This window comes from Lysobacter sp. FW306-1B-D06B (assembly GCF_038446665.1).
Classification (GTDB): domain Bacteria; phylum Pseudomonadota; class Gammaproteobacteria; order Xanthomonadales; family Xanthomonadaceae; genus Lysobacter_J.
In genome coordinates, this window is sequence record NZ_CP151802.1 from 1,149,495 (window position 1) to 1,164,536 (window position 15,042).

The following is a 15,042-nucleotide window of genomic DNA, read 5'->3' on the forward strand; positions in this document are numbered from 1 at the left end:
GGCCCGACGCACTGCGGAGGTACCGTCATGAGGATCCTCGTTCCCACGGCCCTGCTCCTGTTCTCGCTGGGGTGCACGCTCGGGCCGGACTACGTGCGTCCGACCATCGACACGCCCGACGCATGGCGCATCGCACCCGGCGAAGCGAAAGACCTGGCCAACACGCAGTGGTGGACCACGTTCAACGATCCCGTGCTCGACGAGCTCATCGACACCGCACTCGCCGAAAACCGCGACGTGCGCATCGCCGCCGCGCGCGTCGATCAGTTCCTCGGTGCGCTCACGGCCACGCGTTCGCGCTTCTTCCCGACGGTGGGCTACGACGTCGATGCAAGCCGCGCCAAGGCCAGTCGCGTCGGGCAGCCGCCGATCCCGGCGGGCGCGGACCCGTATTTCACGCTGTACCAGGGCTCGCTCGGCGCCAGCTGGCAGATCGACCTGTTCGGACGCGTGCGGCGGCTGAGCGAAGCGGCGCAGGCGCGCGTGTACGCAAGCGAGCAGGCCAGGCGCGGCGTCGTGCTCTCGCTGGTGACGAGCGTGGCGGCCAGCTACATCACGCTGCGCCAGCTCGACCGGCAACTGGAGATCGCACAGGCCACGGCGAACAACTTCGGCGAGACGGCGCGCATCTTCGACCTGCGGCACAAGGCCGGCATCGTGTCGCTGACCGAGGTTTCGCAGATCCGGTCGCAGCGCGAGCAGGCGCTGGCGACGATCCCCGTGCTGGAGCAGCAGATCGCGGCGGTGGAGAACCTCATCTCCATCACGCTGGGGCGCAACCCCGGCCCGATTCCGCGCGGGCTCACCATCGACCAGCTCGTGCCGCCGCGCATTCCGGCCGACCTTCCTTCGTCACTGCTGGAGCGTCGCCCCGACATCCTGCAGGCCGAGCAGAACCTCGTCGCGGCCAACGCCAACATCGGCGCCACGCGGGCCCTGTACTTCCCCGACCTCACGCTCACCGGTGCGCTGGGTTCCACGAGCACGTCGTTTGGCGATTTCCTCACCGGCCCGGCCAGTGCGTGGCTGGTCGCCGCCAACGTGGCCGGCCCGATCTTCACCTTCGGTGCGATCAAAGGCCAGGTGCGCACCGCGGAGGCGCAGAAGGAGGAGGCGGTGCTGGTCTACCAGCAGACCATCCTCAACGCGATGCGCGAAACCGACGATGCCCTCACCGGCACCGTGAAGAAGGCCGAGGAACTCCAGCGCCAGGAAGCGCGCGTGCGGGCACTGCGTGATTCGGCGAGGTTGTCGCGGGCGAAGTTCGAGTACGGCATGGCGGGGTACGTCGAGGTGCTTATCGCCGACAACGAGCTGTTCGCCGCCGAAATCGCCCTCGTGCGCGTGCGCGCCGAGCGCAACACGCAGATCGTCCAGGTCTATCGGGCGATGGGCGGCGGCTGGGTCGATGCCGCGCAGGCGCGCACCACCGCTACGGAGACCGGTTCCGAGGCCGCGCCACGCAGCGATGGCGGCGGCCTGCGGCGGTGACGGACGCTCAGGGCGGGCCGACGCCGTGCAGGAAGATGTCCACCACCTGCTCCACGCGGGTGCGCTGCGCCCGCTCGCCCAGCGCCTTGCGCACGCCCAGCACCACCTCCAGGTGCAGGTCGTCGCGCAGCATGCCGATGAAGTGCTCGGCCGCGGCGCGCGGATCGGCGATGGCGAGCTGGCCCGATCCGGCGTAGCGCTCCAGCAGGCGGGTCAGGGCGGTCGTCGCGCGGCCCGGCCCGTTCTGCAGGAAGGCCTCGGCCAGGCCCGGAATGCGCCCGCACTCGGACACCACCAGGCGGTAGAGCGCGATCGTCCGGGCATCCATGAGGATCCGCATGATCGCGCGGCCGAACTGCTCCAGGCTGGCGCGCACGTCGTCGCCGGCGCGCTCGTCCGCACGGTGGATGGCTTGCAGGGCCTGTTCGGACAGCCCGGTCACCATCGCGGCGAAGAGATCGTCCTTGCCGCCGAAATGGCTGTAGATGGCGCGCTTGGAGCCGCCCACCTTCTCGATCACCGCGTCGATGCTCGTGTTGGCGTAGCCATCGCGCAGGAACAGCTCGCTGGCGGCATCGAGGATCTGGCTTCGCAAGGCATCCGGGCTGCGCCGGCTCCGGCGCGCGGGCGTGGGTTCACTGGGGACGTTCATGGCGCACTCCATGGCACTTGACACGTAAGGTACCGACTATTACCGTTTACCTCAACGGTACCAAACAGTACCCATTGAGCCGCGACCGCCGCACGGGCACCCGATGAAGACGACCCTCCCGAATAACGAGCGCCGAAGTCGCTCAGTTTTCATCCTGGCCGCCTGCGCGGCGGTCGCGGCCTCGGCGTGGGCGGTGCACGGCTGGCTGTGGAGCAGCGCCTCGGTGTCGACGGACAACGCCTACACGCGCGGCGAGGTGACGGTGATCGCCCCGCGCGTGGCGGGCTACGTCTCGGAGGTGCTCGTCGGCGACAACGAACCGGTCAAGCGCGGCCAGGTGCTGTTCCGCATCGAGGACGCGGACTACCAGGCGCAGCTGGACCAGGCGCTCGCGAACGTGCTGCGCCAGCAATCCGCGCTGGGCAGCCTGGACAAGCAGATCCAGTTGCAGGGCGCGGTGATCGAGCAGGCCTCCGCCGACGTGCGCGCGATCGAAGTCGAGGCGCAGCGCGCGGGGCTCGATTCGCGCCGTTATCGCACCCTCGTGGAACAAAGCGCCGTGAGCCGGCAGATGCACGAATCGGCCGATGCCACGCACCGCCGGGCGCTGGCCGCGACCGACTCCGCGCGCGCGCGGCGCCAGGCGGAGACGGACAGGCTCGAGGTGCTGCGTGCACAGAAGCTGGAGGTCGAAGCGGTACTGCAACAGGCCCAGGCGGCGCGCAGGCTGGCGTCGATCTCGTTGAAGCACACCGTGGTGCGCGCGCCCGTCGACGGCGTCGTCGCCAATCGCCAGGTGCGCGTCGGCCGCTACGTCGCGCCCGGCGCGACGGCGCTGACGCTGGTGCCGCTGGACGGTGTCTGGGTCGTCGCCAACTACAAGGAAACGCAGCTCACCGACGTGAAGGTCGGCGACACGGCGCAGGTGACGCTGGACATGTACCCCGGCGTCGAACTGACGGGCACGGTCGACAGCATCGCGCCGGGAAGCGGCGCGCAGTTCGCGCTGCTGCCCCCGGACAACGCGACCGGCAATTTCACCAAGATCGTTCAGCGCGTGCCGGTGAAGATCGTGCTGGATCCCGCGCATGCGCTCGCCGGCCGACTCTATGCCGGCCTGTCCGCCGAAGTGTCGATCCACACCGACGGCGACCCCGCTCCCGCACGCGGCAAGCGCACCGCCTCCACGGCGAACTGACCGGCCGCGATGGCCAACGCATTGCGCCAGGCGATCTGCCTGCTCGGCATCGTGGCGTTGATGGCCGTGGACGGCATCAACGGCACGCTCCTGGTGGTCAATCGTGGGCAGGTGATGGGCGGCTATGCGGCGACGCCGGATGAAGCGGCGTGGCTGAACATCGCCTACCTCGCGACCAAACTCATCGCCTTCGTGTCGACGCCGTGGCTGGTCGGTCGCTACGACGCGGTGAAGACGACGTGGGTCGGCGGCCTTCTGCTCGCGGTCGTCACCGGCGCGTTGGCGATGGCGCCCGATTTGACCTTCGCCATTGCGATCCGCGCAGCACAGGGTGCCTGCGGTGCGCTCGTGCTGGTGGCCGCGCAGACGCTGGTGTTCCAGGCGTATCCCGCGACGCGGCAACCGCTGCTGCAGAGCATGATCGCGCTGGCCGTCGTCGTGGTGCCGGTAATGGTCGCGCCCGCGCTGCACGGCTGGGTGACGGACGCACACGACTGGCGCGATCTCTTCGTCGGCGCAGCTGTCACGGCATTGCTTGCATGCGTCGCCTTCCATTCCACGCGACCACGGGAGCCTGCGCGCGTCGCATCGAACGCCCCTCGTCCCGTCGTGCAGCTGCTGCTGGCGCCCGCGATCGTCGGCGTCGTATACGTGATGCAAGAAGGCGCGCGCTTCGACTGGTTCGATGCCGTGCACATCCGCGTGGTGGCGGTCGCATCGGTGATCGCCCTCGCCTGCGCATCGTGGTTCGCCTTGCGCGGCGACGCCGGCCGCCAGGCGATGCGCCATGCAGGCGCGCATCCGGACTTCGTATTCGGTCTGTGCGCCAGCTTCTTCGCGGGCTTCGCCCTGTTCGGAAGCGGCGCCGCGATTCCCCTGTTCGGCAACGTCGTGCTGTCGCTCGCGCCGGAGCACGTGGGCCAGCTGGCCTTGTCCAGTTCCATCGCCGCCGCGGCTGGCCTCGCGTTGGCCGGGCTGGCGCTGCAATCCGGCCGCGTGCCGGTGGTGGCGCCGATCCCGGTGGGCATCGCGCTCTTCATGACCGGCATGTGGTTGCTCTCGCTGTCCAGCGCGCAGACCGGCGCGCCGCAGATGCTGCTGGCCACCTGGCTGCGCGGTTTCGGCATGGGACTGCTGTTCGTCTCGCTGACGGTCATGACGCTGGGTGGGCTTCCCCGCGAACGGATGGCCGGCGGCGTCGCGCTGTTCAACCTGGGCCGGCAGGCGGGCGGACTGGCGGGCATGGCGTTCGTTTCGACGATGCTCGAATGGCGCCTGCCTGCGCATGGCGTTGCGTTGTGGCAGCACGTGCCGATGGGCAGCGCCGAACTCGACGCGACGCAGGCGACGCTGATGAATCTGTGGATGGAGCAGGGCCTTGCGGCGGGCGAGGCGACGACGGCCAGCGCGGCATGGATCGCAAGGCAGGTGCAGCAGCAGTCGGCCGCGCGTGCGTTCGACGAGATCTTCCTGTCGCTGGCGATGTTCTTCGTCGTGGCCATACCGCTGCTGCTGGGCACCAAGGCGCTTCTCGCGCGGCAGTCGCGCCGCGCGCAACACGCGCAAAGGCACTTGGCAGCACATTGAGTGTCAAGGCGAAGGGGCGCGCGTGGAGGCGAACCGGTTCAGCACGGCTTCCACCGCGAACATGCACAGCAGCATGCCGAAGACGGCGATCGCCACCGATGTGAGGCGATAGAGCGAGATGCTGTACAGATCCCCGGCGGGCGAGAGCTGGCCGATCAGCACCGCGATCGCGGTGGCGGCGCTCAATCCCACGGCGGGGCCGGCGTTCTCGCGCACGTGCATGGTGGCGAACACGAGCGCGCCCACGCCGTAGAGCGCAATCACGAATCCCGCCTGGCTCACGTGCGAGTACAGCACAAGCTGCAGCGCTAGGGCATAGACGGTGCCCAGCAGCGTCCCCGACACACGCGTCCACGCCGCACGGCGACCGCCGGCCAGCGTCATCGGAAACAGGATCAGCACGGTCGCCGCCTGCGCGGACAGCGCATCGGGGAGGTCCAGGAACTGGAACACCGCGAAGGACGCCGTCGCGCAGATCGCGCCCAGCAGCATCTGGTGACGCACCAGCGGCAACGGCTTGGCGGGCGCGCCGTGCGGAAGCTTGCGCCGCTCCGGGATCAGCGCATGCACCGCGCCTGCGATGAACGCCGCCAGCAAGGTCGCGATGAACTGCGCGGTGAACAGATCGCTTTTGGGAACGTGCGGGTAGCTCGCCAGGTGAACGAGCACGGAGGACGCCACCATCGTCAGTGCGCCGAACAGGAACCACGGGCCCTGCGCCATGAGGCGGAAGCAGGCCAGGGCGAAGACGAAGAACGCGCCGATCGCGAGCAGCGGGGACACGTTGCCGAGGATCGCAAGCAGGTTGGCCGCGGTGATGCTGACCAGGCTGCTGGCCACGAACTGTGCCGCGATGCGAAGGTTGTAGATCGGCACCAGGCCCAGCAACAGCACCGGATACAGCGCGAAGAACGCGCCGAACGGCCAGCTCATCGCCTTGGCCACGGCCAGCGCCGCGGTGGTGCCGATCGCCAGCCGGCACGCTTGCCGCCACGCGTCCTCGCCGAGCGCGGGCCGCGCCTGCCGGGACTGCGACAGCGCGTCAGTAGACATAGTGGAGCAGGGTGATCAGGCGAATCTGCACGTTACCCAGCCAATGCCGCAGGCCCCGCGCCTGCGGATGCAGCTGCACCGTGGCGCGGGCGCCGGTCATCAGCGGGCGCGGCGGGATCTCGAGCAATTGCAGATTCACGCGCACGCGCTCGGCATCGCGCACCCAGCGGTCGTCCTGGTCGGGCGCAGCCAGGCGTCCGTCCGGATCGATCTGCCCGCGCACCACGCCCGCGTCGAGCGAACTCACTTCCGCGTCGAACAGCCGTCCCGGGAACGCGTCGAACGCCACCTGCGCGCGCGTGCCCGGGCTGACATGCAGCAGCGCCTTCTCGCGGAAATCCGCCTGGAGGCTGGGGGCCGTGCTGATCAACACCAGCTTCGGCACGCCGGCCTGCGCGTAGGTGCCCGCCGCCAACCGCATGTTGCTGACGATGCCGGGCGCGGCCGCCACCACGTCCGAGCGGCGCAGGTCGAGTTCGGCATGGGCGAGCGCGTTGCGCGCGCGTCGAAGGCGCAGGCTGCGGTCGCCGTCGCTGCCGCGTTGCACCCTCACCGCGTTCAACGCCGCGCGCGAAGACTGCAACGCGGCGCGCGCGACGTCGTATCGGGCCTGCGCCTGGTCGAGCGCCGAACGCGACACGTAGCGTTCGCTCACCAGGCCCTGCAAACGGCGCAGTTCGCGCAGGGCGTCATCCACCTGGGTCTTCATGCGCGTGACTTCGGCCGAGGCCGCCGCGATGGAGGCGTCGAGCTGCGCGTTGTCCTGCCCGGCCTGCTCGACCTGCAGCTCGGCGTCGTGCACGGCGGTGCGGTAGGTTTCCGGATCCACCCGGAACAGCAGCTGCCCCTTCTCGACCCGCTGGTTGTTGCGCACCTGCACGTCGACCACGCGACCGCTCACCTCCGGTGCAACCTGCGTGACGTGGTAAGTCAGGCGCGCTTCCGGAGACACCGGCATGTGGATGTCGGCGACGAGGTAATACACGAAGCTCAGGCCGATCAGCGCCAGCGATCCGAACATCCAGGCGCGAAAACGGGCGTCGGTGCTCATTGAACACTCCTCGGATGCCGGCGGCACCCCGACTCGTCCAACCCTGCACCGACGCTAGTACCGCGCACGCGGCACCGGAAGCCGACTTCGCGTGGACATCATGTTGCCTGTCCGGCACCAATGCACCGCCCGCGCTGCCAGGGCGTGCGGTGCGCGCGATTCGCGATCTGCGGTCAACCCTGCGCTGCCCGCCGCGCGCGCCTCACCTCATGCGGTGTCGCGTGGGCCCGCGTCGGCCGATGCCGCCTGGGCGTGCGGGTGCCGCGATCGCGTCTTCTCCTCGGCGAAGGCATGGTTCACGTCGCGATGGCCGGCTTCATCGTCGCGAACCGCGATGACGACGTCACGCAAGCGCGCGTCGGCGGGAAGCTTCCAATAGCCGATCGCGAGGGCCGGCGCGGGCACGTTGTCGATGCGGCCGGCGTCGATTTCCGCCAGATACCGCGTGTAGCTCACCACCGCTTCCTCTTCGAAATAGCCGACGAGACGGTGCGCGGTGCGGCTGGAAACCACGTAGAGGGCCAGGTAGAACGTGAAGAACAGCGCCTGGGCGACCAGCACCATCATGCGTTCGAACCAGCTCGGCCGCGCGATTTCCATGAAGGTCATCAGGTGCATGCGCTCGTTCTCGGCTTCGTCCAGCAACGTGTGGATCCAGCCTTCGTCGTCGTGCAGCCAGCGCAGGCAGTGCAGGTGCACCAGCGCGCCGCCGACCATGCCGGGCACGGCCGCGACGGTTTCCAGGACGATGGCCCGGTTTCCATAGCGTTTGGCGAAAAGCGTGTCCGCGAAGAAGCGCAGCGCCCGCGTGGTGCGGTAGGCGATGCGGTCGGAGGCGTTGAGGACCGGATGGTGGAAATCGAGCGGACGCGGATCGCCTGCGGGCATGGGAGTCTCCGGGAGCCGGCCTGCGCGCCGGCCCGATGGGCGCGGATCGGGTCCGATCACTGTAGGTCGTGGGAGCCCGCGCAGGAAGGTCGTTCGTCGGACACCTGTTGTTGACCGGGACGCACGAATGCAGGCGCCCTGAAGCTGCTATTGGAAGATCGCGCCGGACTGCCCGGAATGGGCGGCGAGCAGAGGCGCCAGTTCGCGATCGATCGGCGTTTGCGCGGCCTGCAACGGCAGCCTCTCGCGGAAGGCCGGCCGGGCCGTGTGGCGTCGCTAGACCCGGGCGATGAACTTGATCTCGATGAGCTGCGTGGGAAGCGCCAGGCGCGGCGTGACCAGGATGGTGCTGGCAACGCTCGGCTTGTCCGTGCCGTACGCCTGTTTCCTGACGGTGCCGGCCACGGCGAAAGCGGCGTCCATGTCGGTGACGTACAGGACTTCTTCGACCACGTTGTCGAGCGATGCACCGAACTGGCCGAGCAGGGCGCGCGCGTTCGCGTACGTCTGCCGCATCTGGATCTCCATGTTCGAGTGATCCAGGATCCGGCCCTTCGCATCCAGCGCAGGTGCACCGACGATGTTGCCTTCGGCGTCATGGCTGAGTTGTCCCGACACGTAGATGGTGTCGCCCACCTTCACCGCCTGCGCATAGCCGTAGGCGTCTTCCCAGGGCATGCCCATGCCCTTGGTCTCTTTGCCGATCGTCACGTCCGTTCTCCTGCTTTGCGTTGATGCGGATCCGCCCACTGTTCTAGGCGAGTGCACGGCCCGCGTGTAGCCCGATGGAAGGGCATGCGGTGTTGAGGAAATCGCACCAATGCGCACAAACCGGTTCGTCCGCGCTGCTGGCGCTGCGGCCGCGCGCGGAAACGCGCTGTTGCCTCGCACGCGCTTACAGAACACTGGCTGCGCTGGCCTACGATCGGCGTTGCGCCACGGGACGCAGTGCGCGGTCGAGGCTCCCAGCCGGATGAACGGCATGCCGGCCTCGTTCACGGCGCGACACACGGTCGCGGTCATCATCCGGTGACGGCCCTTTCCAGCGAATCCATGCCGATGCCCACCTGGTCCGAACTCCAATCGCAACTGCAGGCATTGCGGGACGACGTTCCCTCGATGCTGCGCGAGACGCCCGACACCGCCACGTTCTTCGACACGTTCGCCGGCAAGGCGGACTTCATCCTCAAACGCGCGCCGCCCGACATGGTCGAGTCGGTGCATACCGAGCTGGGCGCGATCCTGCGCGACATGAAGCTCGCCGACGACGGCGAGGACTGAGCGGGTTCGCACGCGCACTGCGGAACCCGGACGCATCGCGCGTCCGGGCGCCGCGATGTCTCAACTGCTCGGGTGCAGCGATTCCAGCTGCTTGAGCCGCTTGAGTGCGTCGGTCTGCTTCAGCAACCCGTAGTTGATGCTGCCGGCGTTGAGCGAACTGCCGGCCTGGTACGGGTAATCCATGAAGTCGGAGAAGAACGCCTTGATGGCGCCCATCACCGGCACGATCAGCCACATCTGGCGCGCGAGGAAATCGATCGCACCGCCGCCATCCTCCAGCCCGCGTTCATAGGGGTCCATGCGCAGGTTGGTGATCATGGCCCAGTTGGTCACGGCGCGCGTGCCAGTGGCGATGTTGCCGTGCTGGCTGGCGAAACTGAGCTTCCAGTCCTGGAAACGCAGCGCGTTGAGGTTGCCGCCCTGGTCGAAGTAGAAGATGGCATCGCGCGGTCCCTTCTTCTCCTTGCCCTGGAAGTAGGGCATGAAGTTGAAGCCGTCGAGCTTGACCTTGAACTTCTTCTTGTTGAGCGTGGCGCCCTTCGCCAGCTGTTCCTTGATGTCGGGAACACCGGCGGCCGCGCACAGCGTGGGGAACATGTCGATCAGCGAGATCGGATCGTTGTAGACCGTGCCGGGCTTGATCGTGCCCGGCCAGCGGATCGCCATCGGAATGCGGAAGCCGCCTTCCCAGGTCGAGCCCTTCTCGCCGCGGAACATCGTCATGGCGCCGTCGGGCCACAGCGCGATCTCGGCGCCGTTGTCGGTGGTGTAGACGACGATGGTGTTGTCGTCCAGGCCCAGTTCGTCCAGCAGATCGAGCAACTGCCCGACATGGCCGTCGTGTTCGACCATGCCGTCGGCGTGCAGGCCCTTGCCCGTCTTGCCCACCGAGTCCTTCTTCAGGTGAGTGAATACGTGCATGCGCGTGGTGTTGAACCACACAAAGAACGGCTGCTTGGCCTTGGCGCTCTTCTTGATGAATTTCTCCGCCGCCTCCAGGAACTCTTCATCCACCGTCGGCATGCGCTTGATGTTGAGCGGCCCGGTGTCCTCGATCTTGCCGCCGCCGTAGGAGTGGATCACGCCGCGCGGACCGTACTTCTTCTTGAAGTTCGGGTCCTTGGGATAGAAGTAGCCTTCGGGTTCTTCCTCGGCGTTGAGGTGATAGAGATTGCCGAAGAACTCGTCGAATCCGTGATTCGTCGGGAGGTGCTGGTCCTGATCGCCGAGGTGGTTCTTGCCGAACTGGCCGGTGGCGTAGCCCTGCGTCTTCAGTGCATCGGCGATCGTCGGCATCCAGTCGGTGATGCCGTGCGGATCGCCGGGCATGCCGATGGTGAGAAGGCCGGTGCGGAAGGGTTCCTGCCCGAGGATGAAGGACGCGCGTCCTGCGGTGCAGCTCTGCTGGCCGTAAGAGTCGGTGAACAGCGCGCCTTCGTTGGCGGTGCGGTCGATGTTCGGTGTCTGGTAGCCCATCAGGCCGCGCGTGTAGGCGCTGATCTGCGGGATGCCGATGTCATCGCCGAAGATGACCAGGATGTTCGGCTTGCCTGAGGCTGCAGGGGGCGTGCCGCGTGCGCCCTTGGGGGCGGCCTTCTTCTGTGCCATGAGGATCTCCCGAGGTGCGCCGCCCGGCTCGAGTGACCGAGCGGTTCATGGATTCTTCACCCCGGACGTGTCGCCACCGTGAAATCCGCGCCGAGGCGCCGTTAACGCACGCCTGCGATCGGGCTGGGATGGTGCACGTGCGGGATCTCGATTCCGCCGGACAGGTAGCCTTCGAGCCACTCGCGAAAGTGCGTCTGCGCGATGACCGCATCGGGGCCCGGCGTGAGGGTGTGGTCGTCGAGGATCGCGCCGTAGTAACCGGCAGCGGGATCGGCAACGACGGGCCGGTCGTCCTGGTAGCTGTACATGACCCACTGCACGAGTTCGTTGAGGTGGAATGTGTCGGGCCCGGCGATCTCCAGCACCGCATGCGACGCAGGCGCGGACACCAGTTCCGCGAGGCGGGCGGCCACGTCGTCGGCCGCCACCGGCTGCACCGTACCCGGCGAGAGGTGGACGATGTCCTTGCCGCTGCCCGGCGGGATGATAGTGGCCATGAACTCGAAGAACTGCGTCGCGCGCACCAGCGTGTGCGGCACCGTGGCGTTGCCGACCAGACGCTCCTGGACTTGTTTCGCGCGGAAGTACGCGCTGCCCTGCAGGCGTTGCGTGCCGACCACCGACAGCGCGATGTGATGCGAAACGCGCGCGCGCGCGCCCGCCGCGAGCAGGTTCTCAGTGGATCGGCGGAAGAACTCGGTGACCTCCGGGTCTTCGAACGAAGGCGCGTTCGTCACGTCGATCACGGTGTGCGCACCGTTGAGTGCGTCGTCGAGTCCGTGTCCCGTGACGGTGTCCACGCCCGTGCGCCGCGAGGCGGCGACGACGTCGTGGCCGAGCTGGCTCAGTCGCGTGACCAGCCTGGATCCCACCAGGCCACTTCCGCCTGCAACTACAACCTTCATGGTTCGGACTCCCGATCAGGAGCGCGTCATCGCGGATCGTCGCAGCGGCAGCTCGACCCGATGGAACGATGGCCCGCGTGGGGTGGAAACAATGGAGTGCTTCTTGTCCGCCGTCTCGTCGTGTAGCTGATCGGATTCCGCGGGGACGCCGCGCCGACGTGGGGTTGTCCCGTGCACGAACGGATGGAAAGTGCACGCCCGTTACAGCCGCCTCGACGAACTGACATCCGTCCTCTTCGTTACGGCGGACAAGAAGCATAGGAACATCTTCCACACCGCAGGGTGCGCAAGATCGCGGTCGATCGGATGGAGCATCGATTCGACCTTGAGGGCGACGATAGGGCGTCGCGTGCAGGAGGCGGAAGGCCTGGGCGCGGACATCCGGTGTTGTCCCACGCGCAACAATTGAGCAGGGCATGCGGCGTCCCGGGTGCGGGAGGGGGAGACCGCTTCGTCGACGTTATGACTGGGTGAAATGTTCTACCGCGACGCGGGCCGCACCGATGGGCGGTTACGCTCGCCACCGATCCGCCGTGACAATCCACGGCGGCCACACGCCTCGCGGAGACTCGCCATGCCTATCGCCCCACGTTCGATGGATTCCACGCGCTGCGCGATTCGTCCGGCGATGCGTGGGTGGATTGCGCTCGCTGCGGTGCTGGCGGGCGCATGCGCGTCGTCGCCGACGGCCGCGCCGTCCGTCGATGCCAGGGCGACACCGGGCGCCGATGCCCGCCCGGCGGTTCCACCCACCGTTCCCGAGATCCATCCGGGCGTGCTCGCCGGTTACCTCGGCCGCAACTTGCCCGACAGCTTGAAGCTGCTGCCACCGCCGCCGGCGGAAGGTTCGGCGGCGTTCCGCAACGACCAGGCGGTGAGCCGCGCTTCGCAGAAGCTGCGCGATACGCCGCGCTACACACTGGCCGCGTCCGATGCCGACCTCGCCTTTCCGCACGTGGCCTCGGTGTTCTCCTGCGCACTGGGCGTGCCGGTGACGCAGCAACAGTCGCCGTATCTGTACCAACTGCTGCGGCGGACGCTGACCGATGCGGCGCTTGCGACGTACGGTGCGAAGAACCAGTACAAGCGCATCCGTCCCTTCGTGCACTACAAGGAGGGAACGTGCCGACCCGAGGACGAAGCCGCGCTGCGCAAAGACGGTTCGTACCCGTCCGGGCATACGTCCATCGGCTGGGCCTGGGCGTTGATCCTCACCGAACTGGCGCCCGAGCGCGCCGACGCACTGCTGGCGCGCGGCCGCTCGTTCGGCGAGAGCCGCCTGGTCTGCAATGCGCACTGGCAGAGCGACATCCTCGAAGGACGCACGACGGCGTCTTCGACGGTTGCCGCGCTGCACGCCAATGCCGACTTCCGGGCGGACATGGCGTCCGCGGCAACGGAGATCGCACAGCTGCGCGCCAGTGGCGCCCGGCCCGACGTGGACTGCGACGCCGAAGCCACCGCGCTCGCGCAGCGCATCGACGGCGTGCTGTAACGCAACACGGCCCGGGTCCAGCCCGGGCCGCAGGCCGGGCCGCGGCGATACGCCCGGGCCCGGCCTGCGACAAGAAGGGCAGGGCGCACCTTCGAAGTTGATACCGGCCGCCGGTCGCGTGCACCATGCCTGCGCATCCGTCGGAGCGGGGGCTGTGCATGGCAATCACGCCGGAAGACGAAGCGCACGGCGACGAGGAGCGACACGGGCCCCATCGCCCGCTGCGCAGCCTCGTGCGGCAATCCTTCAGCGGCCTGTGGACGCTGCTGCGCAAGGCCGTCTGGTTCATCGCGTTTGTGCTGCTCGTGCTGGTGTGCGTGCGCGCGTATCTGTCGACGCAGGGACCGCCGTTGCGTCCATGGCAGACGATCGTGCCGGAGGAACCCAGCGCCGACACCGTCGCCCACGGCGACTGGCGAGCCTACGTCCGTGCGGAAGACGCGATGTACGCGAAATTGCACGGCAAGCTCGAAAAGAAGATGGAGCCGGGCGACCGCACGCCGCTCAACCGCTACTACGACGCGAGCATCGTGTCGCCATTGCGCTTCGAGCGCGACTGGAACCGCTCGTTCGTACTGGAACCCCGTGGGGCGCCACGCGGCGTCGCCGTGCTGCTGCACGGCCTCACGGACTCGCCGTACAGCATGCTCAGCCTGGCCGAGCTGTACCGCGAGCACGGCTTCGTCGCCCTCGTGCCGCGCATGCCGGGGCACGGCACCGTGCCCGCCGGGTTGACGCGCCAGGGCCGCAAGGAGTGGTACGCGGCCGTAGACATGGCGATGGGCGAAGCGCAGCGGCGCACGGCGGGGAAGCTGCCGGTCCATCTGGTCGGGTACTCCAACGGAGGTGCACTGGCGCTCACGCACGTGCTGAGGCGGCTGGAACGCGGAGAATCGGCAGGCGTGCAGCGCATCGTGCTGCTCTCGCCGATGATCGAGGTGAACCGCTTCGCGCGCTATGCCGGGCTGGCGGGGCTGCCGGCGCTGTTCGGTCGCTGGGCCAAGTCGGCGTGGTTGGACCTGATGCCCGAGTTCAACGCATTCAAGTACAACTCGTTCCCGGTGCGTGCGGCGCGTGAATCCTACCTGGTCACTTCCGATCTCCAGGCGACGCTCACGCAGGTTGCCGCGAAGCAGCGGATGAACCAGCTTCCGCCGATCCTCGCTTTCCAGTCCGTCGTGGACGACACCGTATCGGCGCGCGCCGTGATGACGCGGCTGTTCGAAGCGCTGCCGTCCAATGGCAGCGAGCTGGTGCTGTTCGACGTGAATCGCAGCCGCGTCATCGCGCCGATCCTGCGCAGCGCCGCCAGCGACTGGTCACGCGATGTACTGCAGTCGCCGCGCCGGTACGCGGTGACCATCGTCGGCGCCACCTCCGACAGCGATGCGAACGTTCTGGCGCGCTCGCGTCCGGCCAACGCGGAGGCGATCGTCGCCGAACCCATCGGCATGCGCTATCCCGCCGACGTGTACTCGCTCTCACACGTCGCATTGCCATTCCCGCAGGACGATCCCCTCTACGGAAACATATCGTCGGGGCGCGGTGGCCTGCAGCTGGGCGCCATAGCGGTACGCGGCGAACGCAATGCGTTGATGGTCTCGCAGGACAGCCTGGTCAGGCTTGGCTTCAACCCGTTCCATTCGTACATGCTCGCGCGCATTGCCGCGAAGCTGCCGAAGGGCTGAAGCGGGCTGGGAGCGTGCGCGCGTGCGATGCATGCGGCGTCATCACGACTTCGCGGCATCGCTGCATCACGCGATGCAATGCGGTCGAATCCGCCTTGCGCGAGGCGCGCAACACACCGACGAATGGCGGTTGCGGCGAGGGATC

Annotated in this window: 13 protein-coding genes; 6 read left to right on the forward strand and 7 right to left on the reverse strand. The window is 68.0% G+C overall.

From position 1 onward, the window contains the following. The first annotated feature begins 27 nt into the window (after positions 1-27). On the forward strand, positions 28-1,491 hold the full coding sequence (locus AAFF32_RS05220) for an efflux transporter outer membrane subunit (RefSeq protein ID WP_342316710.1): 1,464 nt from the start codon (positions 28-30) through the stop codon (positions 1,489-1,491). A 7-nt stretch (positions 1,492-1,498) separates the two neighbouring features. Here AAFF32_RS05220 and AAFF32_RS05225 read toward each other — a convergent pair whose 3' ends face one another. Then, a complete protein-coding gene (locus tag AAFF32_RS05225) occupies positions 1,499-2,143 on the reverse strand; it encodes a TetR/AcrR family transcriptional regulator (RefSeq protein WP_342316711.1) in 645 nt (214 codons plus the stop codon). Between the two features lie 103 nt (positions 2,144-2,246). On the opposite strand from AAFF32_RS05225, the gene AAFF32_RS05230 reads away from it, so the two are divergent. Beyond that, entirely contained in the window at positions 2,247-3,341 is a 1,095-nt protein-coding gene (locus tag AAFF32_RS05230; protein WP_216961584.1) for an HlyD family secretion protein, read from the forward strand. A 9-nt stretch (positions 3,342-3,350) separates the two neighbouring features. Further along, positions 3,351-4,928 (forward strand): MFS transporter, encoded by a 1,578-nt coding sequence (locus tag AAFF32_RS05235; protein WP_342316712.1) that lies wholly within the window; start codon positions 3,351-3,353, stop codon positions 4,926-4,928. 3 nt (positions 4,929-4,931) lie between these two features. On the opposite strand, the gene AAFF32_RS05240 is transcribed toward AAFF32_RS05235, so the two are convergent. The 4 genes from AAFF32_RS05240 to AAFF32_RS05255 form a co-directional block, all read right to left on the reverse strand. Continuing rightward, on the reverse strand, positions 4,932-5,981 hold the full coding sequence (locus tag AAFF32_RS05240) for a DUF2955 domain-containing protein (protein ID WP_342316713.1): 1,050 nt from the start codon (positions 5,979-5,981) through the stop codon (positions 4,932-4,934). Next, positions 5,971-7,032: an HlyD family secretion protein gene (locus tag AAFF32_RS05245; protein ID WP_216961573.1), complete on the reverse strand. Its 1,062-nt coding sequence runs from the start codon at positions 7,030-7,032 to the stop codon at positions 5,971-5,973. The genes AAFF32_RS05240 and AAFF32_RS05245 overlap by 11 nt, the downstream gene beginning before the upstream one ends. Positions 7,033-7,239: 207 nt before the next feature. Next, positions 7,240-7,920, reverse strand: a complete 681-nt coding sequence (locus AAFF32_RS05250) for an alternative oxidase (protein ID WP_342316714.1) — start codon at positions 7,918-7,920, stop codon at positions 7,240-7,242. Positions 7,921-8,196: 276 nt separating this feature from the next. Continuing rightward, positions 8,197-8,631, reverse strand: coding sequence for a RidA family protein (locus tag AAFF32_RS05255; protein ID WP_342316715.1), 435 nt, complete (start codon positions 8,629-8,631; stop codon positions 8,197-8,199). Positions 8,632-8,979: 348 nt separating this feature from the next. Between AAFF32_RS05255 and AAFF32_RS05260 the strand changes: the two genes are divergently transcribed. Further along, positions 8,980-9,201, forward strand: a complete 222-nt coding sequence (locus tag AAFF32_RS05260; RefSeq protein WP_342316716.1) for a hypothetical protein — start codon at positions 8,980-8,982, stop codon at positions 9,199-9,201. A 60-nt stretch (positions 9,202-9,261) separates the two neighbouring features. On the opposite strand, the gene AAFF32_RS05265 is transcribed toward AAFF32_RS05260, so the two are convergent. Both AAFF32_RS05265 and AAFF32_RS05270 read right to left on the reverse strand, forming a co-directional pair. Further along, a complete protein-coding gene (locus AAFF32_RS05265; RefSeq protein ID WP_342316717.1) occupies positions 9,262-10,809 on the reverse strand; it encodes an arylsulfatase in 1,548 nt (515 codons plus the stop codon). 101 nt (positions 10,810-10,910) lie between these two features. Further along, entirely contained in the window at positions 10,911-11,714 is an 804-nt protein-coding gene (locus tag AAFF32_RS05270; RefSeq protein ID WP_342316718.1) for an SDR family oxidoreductase, read from the reverse strand. Positions 11,715-12,288: 574 nt separating this feature from the next. Between AAFF32_RS05270 and AAFF32_RS05275 the strand changes: the two genes are divergently transcribed. Continuing rightward, positions 12,289-13,209 (forward strand): phosphatase PAP2 family protein, encoded by a 921-nt coding sequence (locus AAFF32_RS05275; protein ID WP_342316719.1) that lies wholly within the window; start codon positions 12,289-12,291, stop codon positions 13,207-13,209. 158 nt (positions 13,210-13,367) lie between these two features. Further along, positions 13,368-14,897, forward strand: a complete 1,530-nt coding sequence (locus tag AAFF32_RS05280; protein ID WP_342316720.1) for an alpha/beta fold hydrolase — start codon at positions 13,368-13,370, stop codon at positions 14,895-14,897. Positions 14,898-15,042 lie beyond the last annotated feature (145 nt).

Bases quoted from the DNA above. Each gene is read 5' to 3' on its own strand.
- AAFF32_RS05220 (WP_342316710.1), top strand. From the start codon at position 28: ATGAGGATCCTCGTTCCCACGGCCCTGCTCCTGTTCTCGCTGGGGTGC.
- AAFF32_RS05225 (WP_342316711.1), bottom strand. From the start codon at position 2,143: ATGAACGTCCCCAGTGAACCCACGCCCGCGCGCCGGAGCCGGCGCAGC.
- AAFF32_RS05230 (WP_216961584.1), top strand. From the start codon at position 2,247: ATGAAGACGACCCTCCCGAATAACGAGCGCCGAAGTCGCTCAGTTTTC.
- AAFF32_RS05235 (WP_342316712.1), top strand. From the start codon at position 3,351: ATGGCCAACGCATTGCGCCAGGCGATCTGCCTGCTCGGCATCGTGGCG.
- AAFF32_RS05240 (WP_342316713.1), bottom strand. From the start codon at position 5,981: ATGTCTACTGACGCGCTGTCGCAGTCCCGGCAGGCGCGGCCCGCGCTC.
- AAFF32_RS05245 (WP_216961573.1), bottom strand. From the start codon at position 7,032: ATGAGCACCGACGCCCGTTTTCGCGCCTGGATGTTCGGATCGCTGGCG.
- AAFF32_RS05250 (WP_342316714.1), bottom strand. From the start codon at position 7,920: ATGCCCGCAGGCGATCCGCGTCCGCTCGATTTCCACCATCCGGTCCTC.
- AAFF32_RS05260 (WP_342316716.1), top strand. From the start codon at position 8,980: ATGCCCACCTGGTCCGAACTCCAATCGCAACTGCAGGCATTGCGGGAC.
- AAFF32_RS05265 (WP_342316717.1), bottom strand. From the start codon at position 10,809: ATGGCACAGAAGAAGGCCGCCCCCAAGGGCGCACGCGGCACGCCCCCT.
- AAFF32_RS05270 (WP_342316718.1), bottom strand. From the start codon at position 11,714: ATGAAGGTTGTAGTTGCAGGCGGAAGTGGCCTGGTGGGATCCAGGCTG.
- AAFF32_RS05275 (WP_342316719.1), top strand. From the start codon at position 12,289: ATGCCTATCGCCCCACGTTCGATGGATTCCACGCGCTGCGCGATTCGT.
- AAFF32_RS05280 (WP_342316720.1), top strand. From the start codon at position 13,368: ATGGCAATCACGCCGGAAGACGAAGCGCACGGCGACGAGGAGCGACAC.